This window comes from Saccharothrix algeriensis, from assembly GCF_016907655.1.
GTDB lineage: Bacteria > Actinomycetota > Actinomycetes > Mycobacteriales > Pseudonocardiaceae > Actinosynnema > Actinosynnema algeriense.
Genome location: NZ_JAFBCL010000001.1, coordinates 1,900,963 through 1,926,659, shown reverse-complemented (window position 1 = coordinate 1,926,659; position 25,697 = coordinate 1,900,963). Strand labels below are relative to the sequence as shown.

Genomic DNA, 25,697 nt, shown 5'->3' with positions numbered 1-25,697 from the left:
TCACCTCTTGTGGCCCACTCCCGCCAGGATGCCCGCGCGGCCGGGGTCGCCGTCCTCCACGGCGCCCTCCTCCGGCCGCCACAGCGGCAGCGGCACCACGCCGGGCGCCACGACGTCGAAGCCGGCGAACAACCCGGTGATCTCCGCGTGCGAGCGCGGGAACATCGGGTTCGCGCTCCTGCTCATCACCTCGACGATCCCGGCCATCTCGGCGGGCTGGAGGTCGGCGGTGAACTGCGACAGCGCCAGGCCGCTGCCCGGCGCCACGGCGTCGCGGTAGGCGGCGACGACCCCGGCCGGGTCGGCCCGCGGCGGCACGAAGTGGAACACGCCGACGGCCAGCAGGCCGATCGGCTCGGCGAAGTCGAACAGCCCGGTGGCGCGGGCTGCGGAGAGCACCGCGTCCGGGTCGGTCATGTCCTCCTGGAGGATCGTGGCCGAATCGTCGCCCCGTAACAGCATCCGGCTGTGGGCGACGGCCACGTCCTCGAAGTCGACGTACACCACGCGCGACCCCGGCGCGGCCTTGCGCGCGATCTCGTGCACGTTGCCCACCGTGGGGATGCCCGAACCCAGGTCGAGGAACTGGCGGATGCCGCGGTCGACCAGGTGCAGCACGCTGCGGCGCAGGAACGCCCGGTTGAGCCGGGCGATGGCGCGCGCGTTGGGCTGCGCGCGCAGGAAGCGCTCCGCGAGCTCCCGGTCGGCCGCGAAGTTGTGGCCGCCGCCGAGCAGGTAGTCGTACAGCCGGGCGGCGCTGGGCCGTCCGATGTCGACGCCGTCCGGCACCCACCCCGCGCGCTCCGCCACACCGCACCCCATCCGAATTCCCGGTGACAAGGACCGTTCCCGGCGCCCGCGCGCAGAGGTTACTGAGCGCCGACCGCGCTGGGCAGTGCCCGGGGCCGCTTGTATCCGAACGGCGTATCGCACCACCGGCGTCCCGCGATGCGGACAGCCCGTCCGCGATCGCCGGAACCAGTACCATTCGCGCATGTCAGACGAGGCACGCACGCTCACCGACGTCGTCACCAGGCTGCGCCGCGCGCTGCGCACCAGCATCCGGTCGGAATGGCCGTGGGACGCGCTGCCGATGGCGCAGGTGGAGCTGCTGCAGACGCTGGCCGAGCGCGCGCCGATGCGGGTGGGCGACCTGGCGGCGGAGCTGCGGCTCGCGCCCAACACGGTCAGCGGGCTGGTGGGCCAGCTCATCGAGGGCGGGCTCGTCGTGCGCGGCGGCGACCCGGCGGACCGGCGCGTGGCGCGGCTGTCGGTGACCCCGCGGGGGCACGAGCGGCTGGCCGCCTGGCAGTCCGCGCACGAGAAGCGCATCGGGTCCGCGCTGGACCGGCTGGACCCGGGCGAGCGGGCCGACGTGGTCCGGGCGCTGTCCGCGCTCGACCACCTGGTGGACCACCTGCGTGCCAACTGAGCCGGGCGGGCGCGCGGGCGCCGGGGCGGGACCGGTCGGCCCCGACCCGGCGCGGGCAGCCGTCCTGGCGGCCGTCGCGCTCGGCGGCGGGCTGGGCGGGCTGGCCCGCTCCGCGTTCGCCGGCCTCGGCCTGCCCGGCTCCGTCGCCGTCAACGTGCTGGGCTCGGCGCTGATCGGCGCGCTGATGGTGCTCGTGCCGCGCCTGCACCCGCTGGCCCGGCCGTTCCTCGGCGTCGGCTTCCTGGGCGGGTTCACCACGTTCTCGGCCTACGCGCTGGACGCCGTGCGGCTGGGCGGCGCGCGGGCCGCCGGCTACCTCCTGGCGGTCGTGCTGCTCGCCCTGGCCTCGACCGCCGCCGGCATGGCCGCCACGCGCAGGGCGCTGCGGTGACGGCGCTGCTGGTGTTCGCCGGCGCGGCGGTCGGCGCGGTCGCCCGCCACCTCACCGACCGGTTCGCGCGGGCGCGGTTCGGCCCGGGGTTCCCGTGGGGCACGCTCACCGTGAACGTCGTCGGCTCGTTCGCCCTGGGCTGCGTCGCCGGCGCCGACCCGGCCCTGGTGGCGCTGGTCGGCACCGGCTTCTGCGGCGGGCTCACCACCTACAGCGCGTTCAGCTACGAGACCGTCCGCCTGCTGGAGGCGGGCGCGTACCGGCGGGCGCTGGCGAACGCCGCCCTGAACCTCGTCGTGGGCGTCGCGGCGGCGGGCGCGGGCCACCTGCTCACCCGGTGACCGCCAGCCGCCCCAGCACCGGCGGCAGGTCGCCCTCGTGCACGACGCCGAGCCGCTGCGTGGCGCGGGTCAGCGCCACGTACAGGTCGCTGGCCCCGCGCGGCGACTCGGCCAGGACGCCCGCCGGGTCGACCACCAGCACCGAGTCGAACTCCAGGCCCTTCGCGTCCGCCACGCCCAGCACCACCACCTGCGCGTCCAGGTCGTCCGACGCGCCGGGCACCACCGCGCGCAGCGCCGCCACCCGCGCGGCCGGCACGATGACCGCCAGCTTGCCGTCCCCGACGGCGGCGACCTCGGCCGACACCAGCGTCGGCAGCGCGTCCGCCGCGTCGCCCACCCGGCGGCTCCACGGCTGGTTCCCGCTGTCGCGCACCGAGGTCGGCGGCGCCAGCTGCGGGTCGACGGCCGCCAGCACGTCGGCGGCCACCGCCATGATCTCCGAGGGCGTCCGGTAGTTCACCGTCAGCTCGGTCAGCTTCCAGCGGTCCATCACGTACGGCGAGAGCACCTCGTGCCACGAGGACGCGCCCGCGACGTCGCCGGTCTGGGCGATGTCGCCCACCACGGTCATGGACTTGCTGGGGCAGCGGCGCATCAGCGTGCGCCACGCCATCGCCGACAGCTCCTGCGCCTCGTCCACGATGACGTGCCCGAAGGTCCACGTCCGGTCGGCCGCGGCGCGCTCGGCGGCGGTCTCGTAGCGCTGCGCGCCGTGCCGCTCGGCCAGCCGGTAGGCGTCCACCAGGTCGGTCGCCATGAGGATGTCCGGGTCGGCGTCGTCCTCCAGGTCGAGGATGTCCAGCACGCCCTGCGCGTAGTCGATCGCCTGCCGCCGCTGCCGCTCCGCGCGGGCCTTGGCCTCGGTGTCGTCCTCGCCGAGCAGTTCCGCCGCCTCGTCCAGCAGCGGCACGTCCGCGGGCGTCCACTCCGCGCCGCGCGGGCGGGCGAGCAGGGCGCGCTCCTCGGCGGTGAGCTTCGGGGTCGCCTTGGCCAGCAGCTTCGGCGTCGCGTACAGGTCCTCCAGCAGCTGCTGCGGGGTCAGCGTCGGCCACAGCCGCGCCACCGCCGCCTGCACGCCCGGGTCCTCGCGCAGCTCGCGGCGGATGTCGTCGACGTCGGCCTGGTCGAGCAGGTGGCGGCCGAGCCGGGCGACGGCCTGGGCGGCGAGCGCGGCGATGACCTCGCGCTGGAAGGTCCGGCGCGCCTCGTTGTGCGGGCGCCGGGTGCGCCGCGCGCGGCCCCGCGCGGCGGTGATGGTCCGGCGGTCCAGCCGCAGCACGTCCTGCTCGAACGGCACCTCCACCAGGGCCGGCGCCTCCTGCCGGTCCTTGACCGCGTGCGCCACGACCTCGGCCATCGCGATGCGGCCCTTCAGCGCGGCGGTCGCGGCGGGCTCGCGGCCCACCGCCGTCAGGCCGGGGAACAGCTCGCCCACCGTCGACAGCAGCACGCCGGTCTCGCCCAGCGACGGCAGCACCTGCCCGATGTAGCGCAGGAACGTCGGGTTCGGCCCCACCACCAGCACGCCGCGCTTGGCCAGCTGCCGCCGGTGCGTGTAGAGCAGGTACGCGGCGCGGTGCAGCGCGACCGCGGTCTTGCCGGTGCCCGGCCCGCCCTGCACGACGACCACGCCGTTCAGCTCGGTGCGGATGATCCGGTCCTGCTCGGCCTGGATGGTGGCGACGATGTCGCCCATCTGCCCGGTGCGGCTGGCGTTGACCGCCGCCAGCAGGGTCGCCTCGCCGGTCAGCCCCTCCGACGGGCGCGACGGGTCGACCGAGCCGATGTCGAGCACCTCGTCGTCGAGGCCGACCACCTTGCGCTGCTTGGTGCGCAGGTGGCGGCGGCGGCGCACGCCGTCCGGCGCGGCGGCGGTGGCCAGGTAGAACGGCCGCGCGGCGGGCGCGCGCCAGTCCATCAGCAGCGGCTCGTACTCCTTTTCCTCGTCGAACAAGCCGATCCGGCCGATGTAGCAGCGGTCGTCGGCGTGGAAGTCCAGCCGGCCGAAGCACAAACCGTTCTCCACCGCGCTGTACTGGGCGAGCTGGTCGGAGTACATGGCCACCGAGGTGTCCCGCTCGGAGCGCATCTGGTGGGTGCCGCCGGTTTCCCGCAGCGCTCCCGCCAGCCGCTTGGAGCTCTGCTCGCGGAGGTCGTCCAGCCTGCCGTACAGCATCGACACGTATTCCTGCTCCGACTCGATGTCCGCGAGTCGGAGGTCGTCGGAGGGGCTTGACAACGTGCCTCATTTCTGGATAGCTTGTTTTATCAGGCTGTGCCGCTTTTCGCCTGTCTTCTCCCTGCGCGCGCAGAACGACCAATCTACACGTTCGGTGCGCCCTCCGTCGCCAGGTCCCGCCGCTGCGCGGTGGTCGCCGCGCCGTCCTCGCACCCCCCGCTCGCCCGGTGACGTGGGAGCGCGCGCACGCCCCGGCGTCGGCCGGTGGGCGGTGCCGGTTCGGGTGTCCGCACGCGTCCGGGGTGCGCCGGGCGGGGGCTGCGGCGGGTGGGCCCGCCCGCTGGAGCCGCCGCCGGGTCGCGCCGCGCGCCGCGGGTGGGCGGCGCGCCCGGCGGCCGGTTCGCCGCACGGGGTTCGGCACGGCGGGTGAGGGGCGGTGCGCCCGATGAGCGGCAGCGGCCGGGCGCCCGGGTGAAAGCCGGCGCGCGCGGGCGCGCCGTTGGGCACCCTGGGACGGGTGAGGGAACATCGTCGGGAACTGGTCCGGCTGAGCCGGGTGGCGGTGGACCGGCCGCCGTGGCAGCTCGCGCTCGCGGTGCTGGTGTCGGTGTGGTCGCTGGCGTGGGTGGTGGGCCAGCCGTTCGGCGCGCCCGGCCCGCTGGACGTGGTGGACCGGGCCCTGACCTGGGCGGGCGTCCCGACGGGGTGGCTCGCGCACGTCGGCGCGTGGTGCGCGGGGCGCACCGGCTGGCTGGCGGTGGTCGGCGGGCTGCTGTGGGCGATGACCCGCGCGCGGCAGCAGCTGTCGGCGCTGCTCGGCTGGCTCGCCGTGATGCTGGCGGCGGAGTCGGTCGGGTACGGCGCGGTGCACCGGGCGCTGCTGACGTTCGCGGTGTTCGCGGCGGTCCTGGGGGTGGTGTCGATTCCCGGCCGGCGCGCGTTCGTGGTGGACCGGATCGCGATCATCCCGAAGGACGTCGGGCGGGCCGCCGCCACGGCGCTCGCGTTGTCCGCCGTGGTGCCGTTGATCGCTCCGGGGTTGGTGATCGCGGGATTGCTGAAACCGTATGTGACGAGACCGCCACGCTCGCGTTCTGAACCGAAAGAGCGGCGCGGGCCGGCGAGTTCCGGGCCGGCTTTGCCGACCCCGCGGGGCGGGCTCCCGGCGGCGGGGCCGACGGGTCCGCGGCAGCCGGCGGGGTAGTCGCGCCCGGAGCGGCGCCGACGATTGTCCGGCAGGCAATGGTTTTGCCGTAAATTGCCTCGTCGATACCGCGTCGGGGACGCGGTCCATTCGGCCGGACCACCCCGGAAAGTGAGTGCGTCTCACATGGCCGACCGCAGTCGTGCAGGTTCGCGAGGCGATCCGTGATGAAGCTGTCGCCAATCCTGTGTTTGGGCTTACCGGTCCGTATCCATCAAGATGAGCGAGTGCATGAAAATCCCGCCGAAAACCGCTTAGCCAAGGTGATGCGCCGTCAGCCTGTCCAGCAGCGGGGCGCCGCCACGGTGACGGCCATTGTCGATGCGTGTGCGCAGCTGCTGAACCAGTACGACTACGACGACATCACCACAGCCCGGATCGTCGAGCTGGCCGGAGTGCCAATCGGATCGTTCTACCAATACTTCCCGGACAAGCGTTCCGTCGTGCACGCGTTGGCGCTGCGCGGCATGGAGGAGTACCTGACACGGGTCGAGGCGCTGTTCACCGAGGGGCGGCTGGCCGCGAACTGGCGGGAAGCGGTGCAGCAGGTCGTCGCGGTGTACCTGCGCATGACGACCGAGCTGCCCGGTTTCGGCCGGGTGCGGTTCAGCGACCTGTTCGACGGCCACCGCCTGGACGCCAGCGTCGACCAGTACGACCTGATGGCCGAACGCCTGCGCGAGCTGTTCGTGGACCGGTTCGCGGTGCGTGGCGACGCACCGGTCGACCTGTCCTTCCGGATGGCGACCCAGACCGCCGACGCCATGTACAAGCTCGCCGAACGCGTCTCCCCCGCCGAGCGCCCGGTGGTCCTCCGCACCGCCGACGCCCTGATCCTGCGCCTGCTGGCAGGTGTGTTCGACCCCGCGTGACTTGCCGCCCCGGTCACCGTGGTGTGGGCTGGACCGGTGGACGACTTCGACGTGATCGTGATCGGCGGCGGACCGGTGGGCGAGAACGCCGCCGCCCGGACCGCCGCCGGCGGCCTCCGCACCGCGTTGGTGGAGGTCGAGCGGTTCGGCGGCGAGTGCTCGTACTGGGCCTGCATGCCCAGCAAGGCGCTGCTGCGCCCCGGCCACGCGCTCGCCGCCGCCCGGCGGGTGCCCGGGGTGCCGGTGGGGGAGCGGCTGGACGCCGCGGCGGTGCTGGCGCGCCGCGACGCCTTCGCGTCGGACTGGGACGACTCGGGCCAGGTCCGGTGGGCGGTCGACGCCGGCCTGGAGGTGGTCCGGGGCCGCGGCCGGCTGGTCGGCGAGCGCCGGGTCGACGTCGACGGCCGCGTGCTCACGGCGTCCCGCGCGGTCGTCGTGTGCACCGGCAGCGTGCCGCGCACCCCGCGGCTGCCGGGGCTCGCCGACGTGCCCGCCTGGACCTCGCGGGAGGCGACCTCGGCGCGGGAGGTCCCCTCGTCGCTGGTCGTGCTCGGCGGCGGCGTGGTCGGCGTCGAGATGGCGCAGGCGTGGGCGCGGCTGGGCTCGGCGGTGACGCTGGTCGCCTCCGGCGAGCGCCCGCTGCCCAGGTTCGAGGAGTTCGCGGGCGAGCTGGTGGCCGACGGGCTGCGCGCGGACGGCGTCACCGTGCGCACCGGCGTGCGGGCCACCGGCGCCTCCGTCGTGGCCGGCGCGGCGACGCTGGCGCTGTCCGACGGCTCCTCGGTCTCCGGCGCGCACCTGCTGCTCGCCACCGGCCGGCAGCCCGCGACCTCCGACCTGGGCGTGGAGCGGTTCGGCTTCGCGGCGGGCGAGCCGCTGCCGGTGGACGACACGGGCCGGGTGACCGGTGTCGACTGGCTGTACGCGGCCGGCGACGTCACGGGCCGCGCGCCGCTGACCCACCAGGGGAAGTACGCGGCCCGCGCGGTGGGCACCGCGATCCTCACCGACGCGCGGTCGCCGCAGCCGTGGACCGCCCCGGTGGCCACCGCCGACCACGCCGCCGTGCCGCAGGTGGTGTTCACCGACCCCGAGGTGGCGTCGGTGGGCCGGACGGCGGCGCAGGCGCGGGAGGAGGGCCTGGACGTCCGGGTCGTGGACGTGGACATCGCGGTGGCGGGCTCCTCGCTGCACGCCGACGGCTACCGCGGCAAGGCGCGGATGGTCGTCGACGAGCGCACCCGCACGCTGGTGGGCGTGACCTTCGTCGGGCCGGACACGGCGGAGATGCTGCACGCGGCCACCATCGCGGTGGTCGGCGAGGTGACGATGGACCGCCTGTGGCACGCCGTCCCGGCCTACCCGACGATCAGCGAGGTGTGGCTGCGCCTGCTGGAAGCCTACGGGCTCTGAGCGGGAGCTGTCGGCGCACGAATTGCTTTCGTTGCGGAAACAATTGAATGGCCACGTCCGGTAGAGCGGTGATCACGCACCGGCGCGGTTCGTGGGCCGGTTGCCGCACTTTTCCTGGTCCGTTGGGGCCCAAGTCCCAAATTTGCGGCTTCGGCTCATTACACTGCGATACGTGATCAGAGGAACCGTTGCCCTCGCGACCGCGGCGGTCCTCTGGTGCGCGTTCCTCATCGGCACCGCTTACCTGCCCGAGGCGCCGGAGTTCGCGCCGATCGCGGTGCACCTGCCCGGCTTCCTGGTCGTGCCGGTGGTGCTGGCCACCCTGTTCCGGGCGCGCAAGAACGCGCTGCTGTGCCTCGCGCACGTGCCGAAGGCCGTCCTGGGTTCCGGTTTCGCGATCGCCGTCGCGGGGTGGCTGTTCTCCTGCGGCGCGCTGACCGGGCGGCCGGGCACCGAGATGCTGTGCGCCGTGGCCGGCCTGGCGATCGTGCTGCACGTGGCGTTCGGGCTGATCGCGGTGGGCCTGGTGCGCACCGGCTACTGAGGCCGCCCCTGCCGGGGCCGGGTCTGCCGGGACGGGTCCTGCCGGGCGGGCCCTACTGGGTCGCCGGCAGCCGCAGGGCCTGCTCGGCCAGCTCGGCGAGCCGCGGGTCCGCCGGGTCCGACCCGCCCTCGGCCCACACCGCCTGCGCGATGCGCACCTGGGCGTTCTTCTGCGTCACCCGGATCGCCGAGCGGTCGAACGACGACGGGCCGCCCGGCCACGCCCGGCCCTCCTTCACCAGCGCCGTGACGCCGCCCGCGCCGGCGGTCGACGCCACCGCGCGCAGCTCGCCGGCCCTGGTCGCGTCCGGCAGGCTCAGCTCGGCCACCGCCACGCCCGCCCGGCGGCCGTCGACGGTCGTCTCGTACTGGGCCCGGCGCAGCAGCAGGCACAGGTGGTCGGTCAGCCACACCCGCACGTCGCCGTAGGCGCGCCCCGCGCAGTCCTCCGCCCGGTCCGCGCCCCTGGGCGCGAAGTTCCGCCCGTCCACCACCACGGTCGTCGCCTGCGGGGTGGGGTCGCCCGACGACGACGCCTCCGGCGACCCGCCCGCGGTCAGCGCGGCGACCAGCGCGACCACCACCAGCGCCGCGACCACCGCCACCGCCGCGTACGGCAGCCACCGGGGCCGCCGGCGGGCGGGCGGCACCCTGGGCAGCAGCACGGTGCTCGCCGAGGCCAGGTCCGCCGCCGCGTCCGGGAAGCCCTCGGCGCGCAGCTGGGCCGGGTCCGGCGGCACGCCGGTGGGCGCGAGCACCGCGACGAGCTTGGCGGCGTGCTCGGCGGAGCAGGGCCGGTCGCTGGTGGCCAGCTCGCGCGCCGCCGCGAGCAGCGTCGTCGGCTTGGGGTGCAGCACCCGCACGCCGCGGTTGAGGTCGGTGGTCGGCTGCACCACCTGCGCCACGTACGGGCCGACGGCCACCACGGTGGACACCGGCAGCGGCTCGCCGCGCATGTCCTGGATGCGCCGCGCCACGGCGGTGCCGGCCTCCAGCGCCTCGGCGGCCGGGTTGGTCGCGCCGTCGGGGCGGGTCAGCGGCCAGCCGTCGATCCGCCACTGGCCGGCCAGCGGGGCCTCCAGCCGCATGGCCGGGTCCGGCAGGTCGACGCCGACCACGACCAGCACCCCGCGCGGCAGCACGACCACCGCGTCCAGCGCGCGCGGGCAGTCCGGTGGGGTGACGCCGAGCATGGCGACGCCACCGAGCACGGAGCCGCCGGCGCCCCACGTGCTCAGCGCGGCCCGCACGTCCGCGCCGACCCGGGACGGCTCGCCGCCGAGGCGGATCAGCCGCACGAGATCACTCCCTTCCCCACGGTCGACACGGTAGCGCCGCGGGGTGCGCGCCGGCGGTGCGGAGGGTGGATGACGCTTCCGGCAACCGCCCCCACCGCAACGGCGGCGCCGCGCCGGGAGGTCCGATCACCCGCTGTCCGGTCGTTCCGGGCGGAGGCGGGAGCCGGCGGGCCCGGTCGTGGCGGCTACCACTTCCAGGAGGCATCGACCACTGGAACGTGGTCGACCGATCTCGGAATGTGACCCCGCCGCCCGGAGCGCGTGGGCGGAGGTCGCACTTTGGGGTCGAAAGTCCTGTATCTGACCCGCCCGGGTGATGAACGTGCTGGTTCTTCTGGCGGACGGGTCCGCCAGCGGGCAGAATGACCAAGGCGGGAATTCACCGGATCGTCCGGGCCTCGACAGGCCGTAGGGGAAGACGTCCCTCGTCGAGTAGCGGAGGTCAGCTGTGAGCACCCGTGGCAGCACCAGTGGCGTGGTCTACGTCCACTCGTCGCCGTCTGCGGTCTGTCCGCACGTCGAGTGGGCGATCTCGGGCACCCTCGGCGAGCGGGCGGACCTGAAGTGGGCGGCGCAGCCCGCCGCGCCGGGGCAGTTGCGCGCCGAGTGCGCCTGGACCGGCGAGGCCGGGACGGGCGCCCGGCTCGTGGCCGCGCTGCGCGCGTGGCCGATGCTGAGGTTCGAGGTCACCGAGGACCCGAGCCCCGGCGTCGACGGCGTCCGCTACTGCTTCGCGCCCGTGCTGGGCCTGTGGCACGCCCGGACCAGCGCGAACGGCGACATCGTCGTGTCCGAGGACCAGCTGCGCGCCCTGGCCGCCCGCAGCCGGGGCGGCGAGTCCTTCGCGCACGGCGTGGACGAGATCCTGGGCGCTGCCTGGGACGACGCCCTCGAACCGTTCCGCAGGGCGGGCGACGGCGCGCCGGTCACCTGGCTCCACCGCGTCGGCTGACCGCGGCCCCGACCGGCCGCTGCCGGGACCCGCGCCGACGGGGCCCGCGCCGACCGGGCGCGCCCTGGCCGGAGCCCTCCGCGGCGGCCCCACCTGCGGCGTTCCCGCGCGGGCGACCCGCCGCGGGCCAGGCGGCCGACGGGTCTCCCGCGCCCGTGCCCGAGGCGGGTCACGCACCCGGTCCGAGCGCGGGCGGGCCCTCGCCGGCGACGCGCCCCGGACCCCATCCCGGCGCCGCGGGGCGCTGCCGGACGCGCCCCGGAGCCCGTCCGGCGCCGCTCGGCCGGGCGTCCCGGGCACCGCCCCGGCGCTGTCCGGCGCGCGGCGCGCGCCTCGGCCGGCACGGCGGCCCGGACTCCGCCCGACGCCGTCCGGCGCGCGGCCCGAGCCCCGCTCGGCGCCCCGCGCCGCGCGGTTCCAAACCCTTCTCCTTACCCTTCACGAGGCCCGTCCAAACCCGAGGAACCGGCTTTGTCGGCGTCGACCGGTAAAATTGTTACCGGGGGCCGCGGCCCGCAAACCGGCGCACCGCCGCACAACGCCCGTCACCGTTGTTCCACCGGTCGTCGGACCACCGTTGTTCGTCCACCGTAAAATCACCCGGCGGCCACCGCGGGTTTCCACGCGGCCATCAGCTCGCCGTAGGCGGCCGACTCGGCCATCAGCCGCTCGTGCGTGCCCAGCAGGGGCGCGCCGCCGTCCATCACCAGCACGTGGTCCGCCCGCAGCGCCGAGGACAGCCGGTGCGCGATCACGACCAGCGTGCCGCCCCGCGCCGCGAACGCCCGCTCGACCACCGCCTCCGCCGCCGGGTCCAGGTGGGAGGTCGCCTCGTCCAGCACCACGAGGTCCGCCTCGCACGCGTGGACCCGCGCCGCCGCCAGCAGCTGCGCCTCGCCCGCCGACAGGCCCCCGCCCGCGTGCCCCACCGCGCCGCCCAGCCCGCCGAGCCGCGCGACGACCTCCGCCGCGCCCACCGCCTCGACCGACGCGAGCAGCGCCGCGTCCGACGCCGCCGGCGCGAGCAGCGCCAGGTTGTCCCGCACGGTCCCGGTGAACAGGTAGGTCTCCTGCGGCACCAGGGCGATCCGCCGGCGCCGCTCGGCCGGCGCGACCTCCCGCACCGGGACGCCCCCGAGCAGCACCGCGCCCGACCGCGGCGCGACCAGCCCGGTGACCAGCCCGGCCAGCGTCGACTTCCCGATCCCGCTGGGCCCCACCACCGCGAGGTGCGAGCCCTCCGCCAGCATCAGGTCCAGGTCGCGCACCACCGGCTCGGCGTGCTCGCCCCACCCGAACGTCACCCCGCGCAGCTCGACGCCGCCGGCGTCCGGCACGAGGTCGCCCGTCGGCTCGTCGACCTCCGGCGCGGCCTCGGCCAGCCGCCGCAGCGCCACCGCCAGCCGCAGCACGACGGTGCTGGTCGTGTCGGCCAGCCGCCGCAGCGCCGGCTGCACGCTGGTGCTCAGGTAGACCACCGCCGCCAGCACCTCGCCCGCGGTCAGCGCGCCGGCCGCCACCATGCCCGGCGCCAGCACCAGCAGCAGCACCATCGGCAGGAAGCCGCCGACGGAGATCACGACCCCGCGCAGCGCCGTCGCCCACGCCATCCGCACCGCGGCCGCCGCCTGCCGGTCGACCTGCCGCAGCACGTCCGCCGCCGCGTGGTCCCGCGCGCCGCACGCCACCACGTCCCGCATCCCCAGCAGCACGGCGCCCGCGGCCTCGGCCGCCGCCTCGTCGGCCACCACCAGCTCCCGCTGGCCCCGCGCCAGCGACGGCAGCAGGGCGCCGAACAGCACCAGCGCCGCCACCACCGGCAGCACGACCAGCCACGCCAGCGAGGACACCGCCGTCGCCAGCCCCACCAGCGCGGCGGTCGTGGTCACCAGCAGCGCCCGCGCCTGCACCAGCAGCCCGGCGGTCGCGTCGCGCACCACCTCCACGTGCCGGGTGATCCGCGCGACGGCGCTCGCGTCCGGCTGCCGCCGGTGCGACCGGCCGTCGTGCAGCACGCCGCGCACGACCGCCGTCACCAGGGCGTCGCGCAGCGGCTCCACCACGTCGCCGAGCCGCGTGAACACCTGCCGCAGCCCGAACCCGCCGAGCACCGCGACCAGCGCGAACGCCACCAGCCAGCCGATCCCGGCCTGCACGTCCCCGACGGCGAAGCCGCGGTCCACCGCCAGGCCCACCAGCCGGCCCGACAGCAGCGCCGGCACGCCCTCCAGCACCGACCAGCCCAGCAGCGCGAGCACCGCCCGGCGGCGCCCGGCCAACGCCCGGAAGTAGGGGCCCATCAGCCGAACACCTCCCGGTACTCCGCGAAGCCCCACAGCGCCGAGTGCGGCGCGACCGCCCGCACCCGGCCGTCCGCCAGCCACACCACGGCGTCCGCCCGGCCGGCGGTCGCGGCCCGGTGCGTCACCACGACCCTGGTGCGGCCGGGCAGCGCGGTCTCGACCGCGCGCTCCACGGTGGACTCCGTCACGGTGTCCAGGCTGGCCGTCGCGTCGTCGAGCACCAGGACCGCCGGGTCGCGCACGACCGCCCGCGCCAGCCCGAGCCGCTGCGCCTCGCCACCGGACAGCGGCGTGTCGGCCATCGGCGTGTCGTAGCCGGCGGGCAGCCGCACCACCACGTCGTGGACCTGCGCGGCGCGGCACGCGGCCAGCACCTCGTCCCGCCCGGCGGACGTGCCGTAGCCGACGGCGTCCGCGACGGTCGCGCCGAGCAGCGCCGGGCGCTCGAACGCGTAGCCGACCGACCCGCCGCGCAGCACCCGGCCCGCGGCGGGCTCGGTCAGCCCGCCGATCACCGCCGCCAGCGCCGACTTGCCCGCGCCGGACCTCCCGACCACGGCCAGGAACGCCCCGGCGGGCACCAGCAGGTCCACCTCGTGCAGGGCCCCGGCCACCGACACACCGCGCAGCTCGACCGCTCCGACCGCGACCGGCTCCCGCTCGACCGGCTCCCGCCCGGCCGGGTCCTGCTCGACCAGGTCCCGCTCGACCGGCTCCCGTCCCGCCGGCTCCCGCCCGGCCGGGTCCGCCACTCCCGGCGCGGTCAGCACCTCGTCGACCCGCGCGGCCGACGCGCGGGCCCGCTGGAGCGCCGTCAGCACGGTCGCCTGGCCCACCACGGCCATGCCCAGCCCCGCGTAGCCCAGCGCGGCCAGCACGTCGCCGACGCTGAGCCGGCCCGCGACCACCCCGAACCCGGCGGCGGTCAGCACGGCCAGCTCCACGGCGGGCAGCAGCAGCCCGGCCCGCCAGATCATCCGCGCCTGGGTGCGCCACATCCCCACGCCCGCCGCCGCCAGCCGGGGCAGCGGGCGCAGCACCCGCGCCGCCTCCTGGTCGGCCCGCCCGGACGCGGCGATCGTGCGCAGCCCGCCGACGGCGTCCAGCAGCCGCGCGGACAGCTCGCCGGAGACCTCCTGGTAGGTGGTCACGTCCTCGGTGGTCAGCTTCAGGTGCGAGCGCACCAGCAGCAGCGCCGGCGGCAGGCTCAGCAGGAACACCGCCGCGAGCCGCCAGTCCAGCAGCGCCAGCGCGACCACCGCGCCGCACGCCGTGAGCACCGTGACGCCCAGGTTGACCAGCAGCACGGCGAACCCGCCCGCGATCGCGCCGTCACCGGTCAGCCGGCTGACCGCGTCACCGGCCTCGAACCGGCCGGGGTGGCCCGACTCCAGCAGGCGGGAGGTCAGCCGGCGGCGCAGCCACGCCGTGCCGCGCGCGGTGATCGCCGCCGCCAGGACGACGCCGACCGCGTCGCCCACCACCTCCACGCCCGCGAGCCCGACCAGCCACAGCACCGCGCCGGGGTCCGCCCGCCCGCCCAGCGCCGAGTCCACGGCGGCGGCCAGCGCGGTCGGCAGCAGCAGGCCGGCGGTGGTGGCCAGCAGCGCGTTGACCGCCAGCAGCAGCCAGCGCGGGTCGCGCAGGACGACCGTTCTCAGCAGCATCGGTGCTCCAGCGGTTCGCGGGGCGCATCATGGGCGAGGGCCCGGCGTCGGCCGCCCGGGTGGAGCCGGGAGACCGCCGCCGGACCCTCGTGTGGTCGGGTGAGCGGCGCACTTCGCCTGCGCCGCTCACCCCCTGCTCAGCGCGGCGCTGGTCAGCAGAGGATCAGGCTCACGGTGGAGTGGCTGCAGGGGAGCAGCAGGGACGCGTTGGAGGCGGTCGTGCTGCCGCCGCCGCCGCTGCTGCCGCCGCTGGCCATCGCGTTGGCCTGGACCTCGGGCGTCTCCAGGTCCTGCAGGTCGAGGATGAACTCCATGTCGACTCCTTGGATCATCGGGGGAACGGGTTACTGCGACCGACCCGGGTGGGCCGGAGCCGAGAGGAACGGCAGCACGGGCCTGCCGTCCACGGCGGACGCGAGCGCCACGAGCACGCCCGCCCCGCCGGTGTTGAGGTCCATCGACAGCCGGCGCAGCTGGATGCCGGGGAACGCCAGGCCCTCCTGGTAGGGCACGGCGTGCCAGGCCAGCGCGCCCAGGTGCCGGTCGACCGCCGCGCGCGACCCGCCCCCGTGGGCGAGCGCGGCCAGCAGGCCCGCCCGCCCCAGCGCCAGGGCGGGCTGGATGACGAACTCGCCGGTGAGGCCGTCGAGCAGCTCGGGCAGCCGGGCCGAGCACGCCGCGCCCGGCGCGACCCGCGCGAACTCGGCCAGCGCCAGCGCGATGCCCGCGCTGCCCACGCCCACGTAGGGCAGGGTGCGGAAGTTGCCGTCGCGGACCTGCGTCGAGCCGTCCAGGGCGGTCGTGCACTCGGCGAGGTCGCGCTCCAGCGCGCGTTCGGCGGCGGTCAGCCAGCGCCGGTCGCCGCTCCGCTCGTGCAGCCGGGTGAACAGCAGCGCCGGGCCGGACCAGCCGTGCAGCAGGCCCGCGCGGGCCTTGTCGCCGGGCGGCGGCGCGTCCGCCAGCATCCCCAGCAGCCGCTCGCCCAGCCGCACCGCCTGCGCGGCGTAGGTCTCGTCGGCGCGGGCGCGGGCGAAGTGCAGCAGGTTCAGGGCCACCCCGGACAGCCCGGAGTTGAGCCCGTGGTCCCCGGTGGCGGGCAGCAGCTCGGCGTAGGCGCGGACCAGCTCGTCGGCCTCGTCGTGGTAGCCGAAGTTCTCCAGCACGTGCGCGATGCCGTGCGCGCCGGTGAAGAAGCCGGCCTCCTTCGGCGGGTCGCGGCGCACCGAGTCCAGCAGCCACCGCTCGTGCTCCGGGTAGCGGCCCGCGCCGGCGGCGTCCAGCGCGTGCAGCACGCCCGCCGCGCCGTAGGCGAAGCACGCGCCGCCGACCTCGAACTGCTCGACGTCGCCGGGGAACAGCCGGTCGGTGCGGTGCGGCGTGGCGCTGGCCAGGATCGCGGCGGCGACGGACTTGCGGACGACCGCCCAGTCCGGCCGCGGCTCGTCCAGCGGGGTGGCGACCGCGGCGGGCGGGTCCACCCGCGGGGTCAGCACCGCCAGGATGCCGTCGCAGTACTCGTCGGGCAGGCCGAAGCGGCGGCGGATGAACTCCACGTGGGTGCGCAGCTTCACCGGGGCCAGCTCGACCACGGCGTTCAGCGGCAGGAACACGTACAGCCGCAGCGCGGCGAGCGCGTACTCGTCGATCCCGAACCCGGACCGGTCCGGCGGCGCCTGGAACCCGGGCGAGCCCAGCGTCGGCCTGCGGTCCTCCTCGACCGGGAACGCCAGCTCGAAGTCGATCAGCGACACCGAGTCGTCGTCGTCCACCAGCACGTTGAGCGGGTGCAGGTCGCCGAACACCACGCCGCGCCGGTGCACGTCGTCGACGATCCGCTCGACCGCCGCGACGATCCGCAGCGCCCGCTCGGCGTAGCCGGCGACGTCGCCGACCTCGTGGTGGGTCAGCGGGTAGTGCTGCCCGAGCCACTGGCCGATCGGGCGGCCCGGCACCGGCTGCATCGCCACGAACTCGTGCTCCCACGCGGTGAAGCGCTCGTGCACCGCCGGCACGCCGGGCACGCCGGCCAGCCGGGTCAGGACGTCGTGCTCGCGGCGCAGCCGGGCCACCGCGTCGACGTTCTCCCGGTCCAGGCCCGCGTGCGGCCGGGCCTCCTTGAGCACCACCTGCGCGCCGTCGGACCGGCGGGTCGCCCGGTACACGCCGCCGCCGTTGGAGAAGTGCAGCGACTGCGTCACCCGGTACGGGAAGGACTCGGCGTCGCCCGCCCGCCGCGCGGCCAGGTGCTCCTCCAGGCAGGCGGGCAGGGTGACCCAGTCCGGCACCTGGAAGGTGGGCTTGCGCCGGTCGGGCACCAGGGCGCCGTCCGGGCCGGCGATGGCCAGCACCCGCTTGCCCTCGACCTCCAGCCACTGCTCCACGAACCCGCCGTAGCGCACGAACAGGGGGCCCGCGCCGTACCGCAGGTCACTGAGGATGTAGGCGCCCGGGCTGCCCGCGAGCAGCGCGTCCAGCTCGCGCAGGACGGTCGCCAGCTGGGCCTCGTCGGCCGGGTAGACGGTGATCAGCTTGCCGCTGGCCTCCCGGGGCGCGTACTTCGAGTTGCGCGCCAGCACGATCCCCCGGGTGCGCAGGTACTTGAACGGGATGCGGCGCTCGACCAGGTAGTCGTAGGCGGTCAGCAGCACCTCGCCGGCGTTGCGCACGGTGGCCGACACGTGGATCTTCCAGCCCTGCTCGGGCAGCCGCGCCCCGGCCGGCTGGAGGTAGCGCCAGATCGTGAGGTCGGTCTGCGACCAGTCCGCGGGCAGCGGGGGCAGGGCCCGCGAGAAATCGTCGTCGGCGGTTTCGGAAGTGCTTTGCACATCGTAGAAGAGGCGGTCCGCGAAGCAGTAAGCCTCATAGCGGAGATCCACGTTGATCGCCTCCTCGGCTGTTCTCGACCGGCATATTCCCGCATGGCCGGCGAGCGGGCGCCATCCACCAGATCGGGGAGTCGGGTGCTCCATTCGTGATGGCGTGGACTGCGGTCACCAGCACTTTCGGTGTCATCAGTATCAACAGGTTCACCCGTTCGCCAGGTTTGACGCTGCTCCGGGTAGTCCTTCGAGGGCGTTGTCACCACACGGCACGGGATCGTTCACGGGCTGCGCAGCGGTTTTCCGGCAAAGCCGCCGGAAACTCCGCCGTTGTGCGGTCCGGCCGGTGCCGCTGCTCCTGTCGGGGGATTATCCCGCGTAGTGCGTCCGAATAGGCCGACCGGTGGTCCGGAAGGGTGCGAAAATGGGGTCCGGGCATTTATGGCTGCTGGTCGCGAGCGCCGGGGACCGCACGGATGGGGTTCGCGGCTACCCCGTCCGGGTGATGTGCGCCCGTCGCCGGCCGTGTGGCACGCTCGTCGCCGTGTCGTCCCGGTTCCTGCTGCCCGCCGTGCTGGTGGTGGCGGCGCTGACCGCGGGTGCGGGCGTGCTGGCCCGGGACGCCTACCACCGGCCCGCGCAGGCCGTCGGCGACCGGATCGCCGTGCCCTCCGCCTCGCCCGTGCCGCGCGAGGCCCAGCCCGGCAGCCCCGCCGTGCAGCTGAGCATCGACGCGGCCCTGCACCCCGACGGCGAGCGCGTCCGCGAGGTGCTCCAGAGCCACTTCGACGCGATCAACGCCCACGACTACGACCGGTGGGCCGGGACCGTGACCGAGGAGCGCGTCAACCGCACCCCGCGCGCCCGCTGGGAGTCCGACTACGAGTCCTCCCGCGACGGCACCATCCAGGTGCACCGCGTGGAGACCGTCTCACCGACCCGCCTGCGCGTGCTGATGTCGTTCGTCAGCACCCAGGACGTCGCCAAGGCGCCGGCCGACCTCCCGGTGGACTGCATCGCGTGGCGGGTGGTCTACCCGTTGCAGGCCGAGGGCGGCTCGCTGCGCGTCGACTTCGGCACCGAGGGCTCCAGCTCCCAGTCCGCCGCCTGCTGACAACGCCGGGAGGGCCGCCCCCCTGGGGAAAGCGGCCCTGCCGGCGGGGGACCGCCCCTGCCGCGGGGCGTTCCCGCGCACGCCGGGCGCTCCCGCTCAGGCGTTGGTGAAGACCAGCGAGACGTTGTGCCCGCCGAACCCGAACGAGTTGTTCACCGCCGCGGTCAGGTCGACCTTGCGCGGTTCGCCGGTGACGACCTCCAGCTGCACCTTCGGGTCCTGGTCCTCCAGGTTCAGCGTCGGCGGCACGACGCCGTCGCGCACCGACAGCAGGGTGGTGATCGCCTCCACGGCGCCCGAGGCGCCGAGCAGGTGGCCGTGGTTGCCCTTCGGCGCGGTCAGCACCGGGTGGTCGCCGATCGCCCGGCGCACCGCCTGCGGCTCGATCACGTCGCCCACCTGGGTGGACGTGGCGTGGCAGTTCACGTGGCCCACGTCGACCCGGTCGACGCCCGCGCTGCGCAGCGCCGCCGCGATGGCCCGGGACTGGCCGATGCCCTCCGGGTCCGCCGCCGTGATGTGGTGGCCGTCGGAGCTGGTGCCGATGCCCGCGAGCCTGCCGTAGACCCGCGCCCCGCGCGCGCGGGCGAACTCCGCGCGCTCCAGCACCATGATCCCGGCGCCCTCGCCGAGGACGAAGCCGTCCCGGGCCACGTCGAACGGCCGGGAGGCCCGCTCCGGGTCGTCGTTGCGGGTGCTCATGGTCCGGGCCTGGATGAAGCCCGCCATGGTGATCGTGGTGATGCACGCCTCCGCGCCGCCCGCCACGACCACGTCGGCCTCGCCGGCGCGCAGCATCCGCCACGCCCACGCCAGGGCCTCCGCGCCGGACGCGCAGGCCGACACCGGCGCGTGCACGCCCGCCCGCGCCTTCAGGTCCAGGCCGACGTGCGCGGCCGGGCCGTTGGGCATGAGCATCGGGACGGTCAGCGGGGACACCTTGCGCAACCCGACGGTCTCGATCAGGTCGTCCTGGTCCAGCAGCGTCATCGCGCCGCCGATGCCCGTGCCCACGACCACGCCCAGCCGCTCGGGGTCGACACCGCCGTCGCCGAGCCCGGAGTCCGCCCACGCCTGGCGGGCGGCGACCACCGCGACCTGCTCGCAGCGGTCCAGCCGGCGCGCCTCGACGCGCGGCAGGATCTCGGTGGGCTCGACCGCGAGCCGCGCGGCGATGCGCACCGGCAGCTCGAACTTCGCGGCCCACTCGGTGTCCAGCGGCGTGACGCCGCTGCGGCCGGAGAGCAGCGCATCCCAGGTCGTGGCGACGTCGCCACCGAGCGGGGTGGTGGCACCCAGCCCGGTGACGACGACGTCGTTGTCAGCGGTCATGCGTGGCTGGCGATGTAGTTGACCGCATCGCCCACGGTCTTGAGGTTGGCCAGCTCGTCGTCCGGGATCTTCACGCCGAACTTGTCCTCGGCCTGCACGGCGATCTCCACCATGGACAGCGAGTCGATGTCCAGGTCGTCCACAAAGGACTTGTCGGCCGACACGTCGGCCGCCTCGACGCCGGCGACCTCCTCGACGATCTCGGCGAGCCCCTTCTGGATGTCCTCGTTGCTCACTGAAAATCCCTTCCTTCGTGCTTCCCGCCGGCTGGGGTGTCCCACCGGAGTCTGGTGTTGGTCACGGCAGTCGGACGACCTGCCCGGCGTAGGACAGCCCCGCCCCGAAGCCGACGAGCAGCGCGACGTCCCCGCCGCGCACCTCGCCCGCCGCGCGCAGGTGGTCCAGCGCGAGCGGGACGGAGGCCGAGGACGTGTTGCCGGAGTCCACGATGTCACGGGCGACCACGAGGTCCTCGCGGGCTCCCTTGGCGCGCAACCGCTTCGCGATCGCCTCCACGATCCGCAGGTTCGCCTGGTGGGGCACGAAGACGTCCACTTCGGACACCGCGATCCCGGCCAGCTCCACCGCCCGCAGCGCGATGGGCGCGATCTGCGTGGTCGCCCAGCGGAAGACCGCCTGGCCCTCCTGGGTGATGTGGGAGTGCCGGTCGGCCACCTGGATCATGTCCGCCAGCTCGCCCGCGCTGCCCCAGGCCACCGGGCCGATGCCCGGCTCGTCGGCCGGGCCGACGACCGCCGCGCCCGCGCCGTCGGCGAAGATGATCGCGGTGGACCGGTCGGTCGGGTCCACCCAGTCGGTGAGCTTCTCCGCGCCGATCACCAGCACGTGCCGGGCGGTGCCCGCGCGGACCAGGTCGGAGGCCGTGGCCAGGGCGTAGCAGAAGCCCGCGCACGCGGCGTTGAGGTCGAACGCGGCGGCGGCCGTCACGCCGATCCGCTCGGCGACCTGGGCCGCGGCGTTGGGGATCATCGACGGCATGGTGCAGGTCGCGACCAGCACGGCGTCGACGTCCGTGGGCGCGAGCCCGGCGTCGGCGACGGCCTTCGCGCCCGCCTCGACCGCCATGTCGACCAGCGACTCGTCCGGCTTGGCGAACCGGCGGCTGACGATGCCGACGCGCTCCCGGATCCACTGGTCGTTGGTGTCCATGGTCTGCGCGAGGTCGTGGTTGGTGACGACCGTCTCGGGTTGGTAGCTGCCCAGCCCGACGATGCGCGAGCCCGGCGAGGCCGCGCGCGCCGCGAGGGAGGTCACGCGGAAGCCCCCTCGATCAGGGCGACGACCTGGTCGAGGCGGTCGGGGGTCTTGAGGGCCACCGCGGGGGTGCCCTTCAGCTCGCGCTTGGCCAGGCCGGTCAGCGTGCCCGCGGGCGGCAGCTCCACCACCGCCGACACGGGGCGCGCGCGCAGCGCCGCCTGGCAGGAGTCCCACCGCACCGGGCGGGTCACCTGGGAGATGAGCCGGTTGAGCACCTCGTCGCCGGAGGACACCACGGCGCCGTCGGCGTTGGACAGCAGCGGGAGAACGGGGTCGGCCACGGCGATGCCGGCGGCGCGGGACCGCAGCGCCTCCTCGGCCGGCGCCATGTACCGGGTGTGGAACGCGCCCGCGACCTGGAGCTTGCGGATCTTCGCGTCCTCCGGCGGGTTGTCGACCAGCTTGTCCAGCGCGTCCAGCGGCCCGGCGGCGACGATCTGCCCCGCGCCGTTCCGGTTCGCCCCGACCAGCCCGAGTTCGTCGAGCCTGGCCAGCACCGCCTCCTCGGCGCCGCCGAGCACGGCGGCCATCCCGGTCGGCTCCAGCGCGCACGCGGCGGCCATCTCGGCGCCGCGCACGGCGGCCAGCGCCACGGCGTCGTCGGCGTCGAGCACGCCCGCGACCGCGGCGGCGGCCAGCTCGCCGACGGAGTGCCCGCCGACCACGGTGTCGGCCGGCAGCTCGACCCGGCGGCGCAGCTCCTCGAAGGCCAGCAGCGCGAGCGCCACGACCAGCGGCTGGGTGACGGCGGTGTCCTTGATCTCCTCGGCCTCGGCCGTGGTGCCCAGCCGCGCGAGGTCCAGGCCCGTCCGCTCCGACCACGTGGCGACGCGCTGCGCGGCCCCCTCGACTTCGAGCCAGGGGGCGAGCATGCCGGGTGTCTGGGACCCCTGTCCGGGGGCGAGGAGCGCGATCACCCGCTCACTGAACACGTTCCCGGTGGTCGCGGGGGATGCCGCCACTGACGAAACCCGAGGACCGCAGTTGTGGGGTTCCTACAAATGTGACGCAGGGATGACCGTTCAACCACGTCGGGTGTTGTCGGAGGCGTCCCATCCCCCGTCCCGACTGGGCGGTGCGTCCTCCATCACACCCGACCGGGTGTCACCACAGCCCGCGCGCCCGCGCCAGCCGCCCCACGGACAGCGCCACGCGCAGCACCAGGGCGTCGCGGGGGTCGTTCGCGTTCCGCCCGGTCAGCTCGGTCGCCCGGCGCAGCCGGTAGCGGACCGTGTTCGGGTGCACGAACAGCTTGCGCGCGCACGCCTCCAGCACGCCGCCCACCTCCAGGAACGCGTCGACGGTCGCCAGCAGCGACCCGCCCGCCTCCTCCAGCGGCCGGGCCACCCGGTCCACGAGCTGCCACTCGGCCTCCGGGTCGCCCGCCAGCGCGCGCTCGGGCAGCAGGTCCAGCGACCGCACCGGCCGGGGCGCGGCCGGCCACCCGACGACCGCCCGCAGCCCGGACAGCGCGTCGCCCGCGCTGCGGTGCGCCTCGGCGAGGCTGGAGACCGACGGCCCGGCGACCACCGGCCCGGCCCCGAAGGCGTCGGCGAGCCGGACCAGCGCGTCCCCGGTCCCGGTCTCGCCGCCCAGCACCACCACCAGCCGCGACCCCTGCACGCTCAGCAGCACCGGCCGCGACATCCGCGCCGCCCGGCTGCGCACCTCGAACACCACGGCGGGCGGGTCGTCCGAGGGCGGGTTGCCCACCAGCACCGTCGCCTCCGCCGCCGGGTCCCAGCCCAGCGCGGCGGCCCGCGACAGCAGCGCCTCCTCGGCGTCGCCGCGGACGATCCCGTCGACCACCAGCGCCTCCAGCCGGGCGTCCCACGCGCCCCGCGCCTCGGCGGCGGCGGCGTAGGAGGTGGCGGCGGAGAACGCGATCTCCCGCCCGTACCGCAGCACGCCCTCGGTGAGCAGCGCGCGCTCGGCGTCGTCGGCGGCCAGCTCCGGCAGCCGCTGCTCGAACAGCTGCAGCGCGATCCGCACCAGCTCCACCGTCTGCCGCAGGCTGACCCACCGCGAGATGTCCTTGGGCGCGGACCGGAACGCCTCGGCGGTCAGCCGGATGGCCTGCTGGGGGTCGCTCAGCCAGGAGACGAACCCGGCGACGCCGTTCTGGATCAGCAGCAGCACGCCGGCCCGCTGGTCGGCCGGCATCCGCCGGAACCACGGGAGCCGCTCCTCCATCTCCGCGACGCCGGCCGCGGCCAGGTCGCCGGACGCCAGCTGCAAGGTCCGCAACGTCTCCCGCGACAGCACCGGCGACACCTTGGCTGAGCTGCTCATACCCCCACGATCGCACGCCGCCGGCCGGGCGGTGCAACACGCCCCCGCCGCACCGGCCGGGTGACCACCACCCCGCGGCGCGGCGGTCCGCCGCCGGTGGGCCCCGCCCACACCAACGAGTGACTCAGCCGGTCGACGCGGGCCGACGGCCCTACCTTCGGGGCGATCCGCCACTTCCCCGGGAGGTCGCCATGCGCAGATACGTGTCAGTCGGCTTGGTCGCAGCCGCGGTGCTGTCGACGGCGACCGCGCCGACGTTCGGCACGACCGACCCGCTGGCGCCGTTCACCGGCCAGAAGCTCACCTGGAGCGCCTGCCAGAACGGCCTGGAGTGCGCCGACGTCGTCCTGCCCCTGGACTACGCCCGCCCCGCAGCGGACCGGATATCCCTCCACATCAGCCGCCGCAAGGCCACCGACCCGGCGCGCCGGCGGGGCGTGCTGGTGCTCAACCCCGGCGGGCCGGGCGGCTCGGGCATCACGATGCCCAAGTTCCTGGCCCAGTCGCCGGCGGCGGCCGTCTACGACCTGATCGGGTTCGACCCCCGCGGCGTCGGCGGCTCGACCGCCCTGACCTGCCGCACGTCGCCGGACTTCGCCAAGGTCGACACCCGGCCCGCCGACGACGACTTCCCCCGGTGGGCCGCCGAGGCGCGCGCCGCCGAGGACGCCTGCCAGCGCGCCGGCGGCGCCATCCGCCCGCACATCAGCACCGCCAACACCGCGCGGGACATCGACGTGGTGCGGGCCGCGCTCGGCGAGCCGAAGATCAGCTACCTCGGGTACTCGTACGGCACCTACCTGGGCGCGGTCTACGGCAGCCTGTTCCCCGACCGGCTGGACCGCAGCGTGCTCGACTCGGCCGTGCACCCCGAGTGGGTCTGGCGCGAGCAGTTCCTGGAGCAGGCCGTCGCCTACCGGCGCAACGTGGAAGCCTGGGCCGAGTGGGCGGCCGGCCGCGACGACCGGTTCAAGCTGGGCGCCACGGCCGCCGAGGTGCTGGCCCTGGTGGAGAAGGTCGCGGCCCGCCTCGCGGTGAGCCCGATGGGCGAGCAGACCCGGACGACCTTCGACGCGGCGGTGGGCCTGGGCGCCCGCTACCGCCCGCTGTGGGCGGAGGTCGCGGCCACGGTCGGGCAGCTCAAGGACGGCGCGCCGGCCGAGTCGGGCCTGGTCATGGCCAAGGCGGCGAAGAAGGACCTGCGCTCGGGCGTGTTCGACACCGTCACCTGCGAGGCCGACTGGCCGACCGACGTGGAGTCCTACTACGAGGACATGCGGGTCTTCCGCGACCGCTACCCGTACGGCTTCGGCGTGCTGCGGGCCGCCCCGACCACCTGCACGTTCCGCTCCTTCACCCCGCCGGAGAAGCCGGTGGTCCTGCGCCGCCAGGGCTACCCGATCGGCGTCGTGGTGCAGGCCGAGGGCGACACGCAGACCCAGTACGAGAGCGGCCCGGCCATGGCGTCCCGGCTGGGGCACAGCCTGGTCACCGTGCGGGACGAGGGCAAGCACGGCATCTACGGCAGCGGCAACGCCTGCGTCAACCGGATCGTGAACCGCTACCTGGTGGACGGCATCCTGCCGCCCAGCAGCTCCGCCTGCGCCGGCGACCCGCGCCCGGCCCCGGACGCGCCGACCTCGGCGGCCAACGTCGAGTCCTTCCTGGCCGGCCGCGGCCTGGCGGCGTGGACCGAGGGCGCCTGACCTGCGACCACCCGCGGCCACCCGCCCCGGACCCGGCGACCCCGCCCGGTCCGGGGCGGGTGGCCGCGTTCGCGCGCGGGCCGTCGCGTTCGCGCGCAGCCGCACCGCGCGGCGGACGTCGGCGGGTGGCCGCGTCCGCGCGCGGGCCGTCGCGTTCGCGCGTGGCCGCTCCGCGGGAGTGGGCGCGTTCGCGTGTGGCCGCTCCATGGGAGTGGGCGCGCCCGCGCGTGGCCGACCCGTGGAACCGGAAACGCCCGACGCGCTCAAGGCGCATCGGGCGTTTCCCTCTCCCCGGTCCCCACCGGTGATTCCACTCTGGACCGCTTCCAGGAATCGCGCCACGCCAGTCACTCTTTCGTGCGGCTGCTTCAGGTTGCCGGGTGATGCGCCCGACCCGTTCAGCCCAGCGCGGCCGGCAGCGGGACCGCACCGGGGCGGGTTCCCCGCGCGGCGAAGGGGCGGTGCGCACCCGCCGGAACCGCGGCGCCCGCGCGCCGTGTGGGGCTCGTTACGCCGGGAATCCGCCGGCTGCGGCCGGTGTTCCCGCGAGGGACGAGG

General features: G+C 75.6%; 22 protein-coding genes. 10 read left to right on the top strand and 12 right to left on the bottom strand.

What is annotated here, in order from left to right:
• A complete protein-coding gene (locus tag JOE68_RS08440; protein WP_204841771.1) occupies positions 1-810 on the bottom strand; it encodes an SAM-dependent methyltransferase in 810 nt (269 codons plus the stop codon).
• A gap of 184 nt (positions 811-994) precedes the next feature.
• Here JOE68_RS08440 and JOE68_RS08435 point away from each other — a divergent pair, with 184 nt between their 5' ends.
• Genes JOE68_RS08435 through crcB form a run of 3 tightly spaced genes read left to right on the top strand, consistent with a single transcriptional unit; the run spans position 995 to position 2,164 of the window.
• Positions 995-1,432 carry a MarR family winged helix-turn-helix transcriptional regulator gene (locus tag JOE68_RS08435; protein ID WP_204841770.1) on the top strand — a complete coding sequence of 146 codons (438 nt, stop codon included), beginning with the start codon at positions 995-997 and terminating at the stop codon, positions 1,430-1,432.
• Complete coding sequence (locus JOE68_RS08430) at positions 1,422-1,823, top strand: fluoride efflux transporter FluC (protein ID WP_307819578.1); 402 nt, start codon at positions 1,422-1,424, stop codon at positions 1,821-1,823. The genes JOE68_RS08435 and JOE68_RS08430 overlap by 11 nt, the downstream gene beginning before the upstream one ends.
• Positions 1,820-2,164 carry a fluoride efflux transporter CrcB gene (gene crcB / locus JOE68_RS08425; RefSeq protein ID WP_204841769.1) on the top strand — a complete coding sequence of 115 codons (345 nt, stop codon included), beginning with the start codon at positions 1,820-1,822 and terminating at the stop codon, positions 2,162-2,164. The genes JOE68_RS08430 and crcB overlap by 4 nt, the downstream gene beginning before the upstream one ends.
• Here the strand turns inward: crcB and JOE68_RS08420 are convergent.
• Entirely contained in the window at positions 2,154-4,406 is a 2,253-nt protein-coding gene (locus JOE68_RS08420) for a HelD family protein (protein ID WP_204841768.1), read from the bottom strand. The two genes, crcB and JOE68_RS08420, sit on opposite strands and share 11 nt — an antisense overlap.
• A gap of 457 nt (positions 4,407-4,863) precedes the next feature.
• Here JOE68_RS08420 and JOE68_RS08415 point away from each other — a divergent pair, with 457 nt between their 5' ends.
• The 4 genes from JOE68_RS08415 to JOE68_RS08400 all read left to right on the top strand — a co-directional run bounded on the left by JOE68_RS08415 (position 4,864) and on the right by JOE68_RS08400 (position 8,379).
• The gene (locus tag JOE68_RS08415) at positions 4,864-5,550 is read left to right on the top strand and encodes a hypothetical protein (RefSeq protein ID WP_204841767.1); all 687 of its coding nucleotides are present in this window, start codon (positions 4,864-4,866) and stop codon (positions 5,548-5,550) included.
• A 227-nt stretch (positions 5,551-5,777) separates the two neighbouring features.
• Complete coding sequence (locus tag JOE68_RS08410) at positions 5,778-6,422, top strand: TetR/AcrR family transcriptional regulator (protein ID WP_307819577.1); 645 nt, start codon at positions 5,778-5,780, stop codon at positions 6,420-6,422.
• 36 nt (positions 6,423-6,458) lie between these two features.
• Positions 6,459-7,835: a dihydrolipoyl dehydrogenase family protein gene (locus tag JOE68_RS08405; protein WP_307819576.1), complete on the top strand. Its 1,377-nt coding sequence runs from the start codon at positions 6,459-6,461 to the stop codon at positions 7,833-7,835.
• Between the two features lie 172 nt (positions 7,836-8,007).
• The gene (locus JOE68_RS08400; protein ID WP_307819575.1) at positions 8,008-8,379 is read left to right on the top strand and encodes a hypothetical protein; all 372 of its coding nucleotides are present in this window, start codon (positions 8,008-8,010) and stop codon (positions 8,377-8,379) included.
• A gap of 52 nt (positions 8,380-8,431) precedes the next feature.
• Here the strand turns inward: JOE68_RS08400 and JOE68_RS08395 are convergent, their stop codons facing one another.
• Complete coding sequence (locus JOE68_RS08395; protein WP_204841765.1) at positions 8,432-9,676, bottom strand: hypothetical protein; 1,245 nt, start codon at positions 9,674-9,676, stop codon at positions 8,432-8,434.
• A gap of 448 nt (positions 9,677-10,124) precedes the next feature.
• On the opposite strand from JOE68_RS08395, the gene JOE68_RS08390 reads away from it, so the two are divergent.
• Positions 10,125-10,628, top strand: a complete 504-nt coding sequence (locus JOE68_RS08390) for a DUF3145 domain-containing protein (RefSeq protein WP_204841764.1) — start codon at positions 10,125-10,127, stop codon at positions 10,626-10,628.
• A 596-nt stretch (positions 10,629-11,224) separates the two neighbouring features.
• On the opposite strand, the gene JOE68_RS08385 is transcribed toward JOE68_RS08390, so the two are convergent.
• The 4 genes from JOE68_RS08385 to lanKC all read right to left on the bottom strand — a co-directional run bounded on the left by JOE68_RS08385 (position 11,225) and on the right by lanKC (position 17,474).
• Positions 11,225-12,928: an ATP-binding cassette domain-containing protein gene (locus JOE68_RS08385; RefSeq protein WP_204841763.1), complete on the bottom strand. Its 1,704-nt coding sequence runs from the start codon at positions 12,926-12,928 to the stop codon at positions 11,225-11,227.
• A complete protein-coding gene (locus JOE68_RS08380; protein WP_204841762.1) occupies positions 12,928-14,598 on the bottom strand; it encodes an ABC transporter ATP-binding protein in 1,671 nt (556 codons plus the stop codon). The genes JOE68_RS08385 and JOE68_RS08380 overlap by 1 nt, the downstream gene beginning before the upstream one ends.
• A gap of 152 nt (positions 14,599-14,750) precedes the next feature.
• Positions 14,751-14,912 (bottom strand): SapB/AmfS family lanthipeptide, encoded by a 162-nt coding sequence (locus JOE68_RS08375; RefSeq protein ID WP_204841761.1) that lies wholly within the window; start codon positions 14,910-14,912, stop codon positions 14,751-14,753.
• Positions 14,913-14,942: 30 nt separating this feature from the next.
• Positions 14,943-17,474 carry a class III lanthionine synthetase LanKC gene (gene lanKC / locus JOE68_RS08370; protein WP_204841760.1) on the bottom strand — a complete coding sequence of 844 codons (2,532 nt, stop codon included), beginning with the start codon at positions 17,472-17,474 and terminating at the stop codon, positions 14,943-14,945.
• Between the two features lie 487 nt (positions 17,475-17,961).
• Here lanKC and JOE68_RS08365 point away from each other — a divergent pair, with 487 nt between their 5' ends.
• Positions 17,962-18,531, top strand: a complete 570-nt coding sequence (locus JOE68_RS08365; RefSeq protein WP_204841759.1) for a hypothetical protein — start codon at positions 17,962-17,964, stop codon at positions 18,529-18,531.
• 96 nt (positions 18,532-18,627) lie between these two features.
• Here JOE68_RS08365 and JOE68_RS08360 read toward each other — a convergent pair whose 3' ends face one another.
• From JOE68_RS08360 to JOE68_RS08340, 5 genes are all read right to left on the bottom strand, one after another.
• Positions 18,628-19,863 carry a beta-ketoacyl-[acyl-carrier-protein] synthase family protein gene (locus tag JOE68_RS08360; RefSeq protein WP_204841758.1) on the bottom strand — a complete coding sequence of 412 codons (1,236 nt, stop codon included), beginning with the start codon at positions 19,861-19,863 and terminating at the stop codon, positions 18,628-18,630.
• Positions 19,860-20,099 (bottom strand): acyl carrier protein, encoded by a 240-nt coding sequence (locus JOE68_RS08355; protein ID WP_204841757.1) that lies wholly within the window; start codon positions 20,097-20,099, stop codon positions 19,860-19,862. Before JOE68_RS08355 ends, JOE68_RS08360 begins: the two co-directional genes overlap by 4 nt.
• A gap of 61 nt (positions 20,100-20,160) precedes the next feature.
• On the bottom strand, positions 20,161-21,138 hold the full coding sequence (locus JOE68_RS08350) for a beta-ketoacyl-ACP synthase III (protein WP_204841756.1): 978 nt from the start codon (positions 21,136-21,138) through the stop codon (positions 20,161-20,163).
• The gene (locus JOE68_RS08345) at positions 21,135-22,073 is read right to left on the bottom strand and encodes an ACP S-malonyltransferase (RefSeq protein ID WP_307819574.1); all 939 of its coding nucleotides are present in this window, start codon (positions 22,071-22,073) and stop codon (positions 21,135-21,137) included. Before JOE68_RS08345 ends, JOE68_RS08350 begins: the two co-directional genes overlap by 4 nt.
• A gap of 172 nt (positions 22,074-22,245) precedes the next feature.
• Complete coding sequence (locus tag JOE68_RS08340; RefSeq protein ID WP_204841754.1) at positions 22,246-23,433, bottom strand: PucR family transcriptional regulator; 1,188 nt, start codon at positions 23,431-23,433, stop codon at positions 22,246-22,248.
• Positions 23,434-23,624: 191 nt separating this feature from the next.
• On the opposite strand from JOE68_RS08340, the gene JOE68_RS08335 reads away from it, so the two are divergent.
• The gene (locus tag JOE68_RS08335) at positions 23,625-25,139 is read left to right on the top strand and encodes an alpha/beta fold hydrolase (RefSeq protein ID WP_204841753.1); all 1,515 of its coding nucleotides are present in this window, start codon (positions 23,625-23,627) and stop codon (positions 25,137-25,139) included.
• Positions 25,140-25,697: the final 558 nt, after the last annotated feature.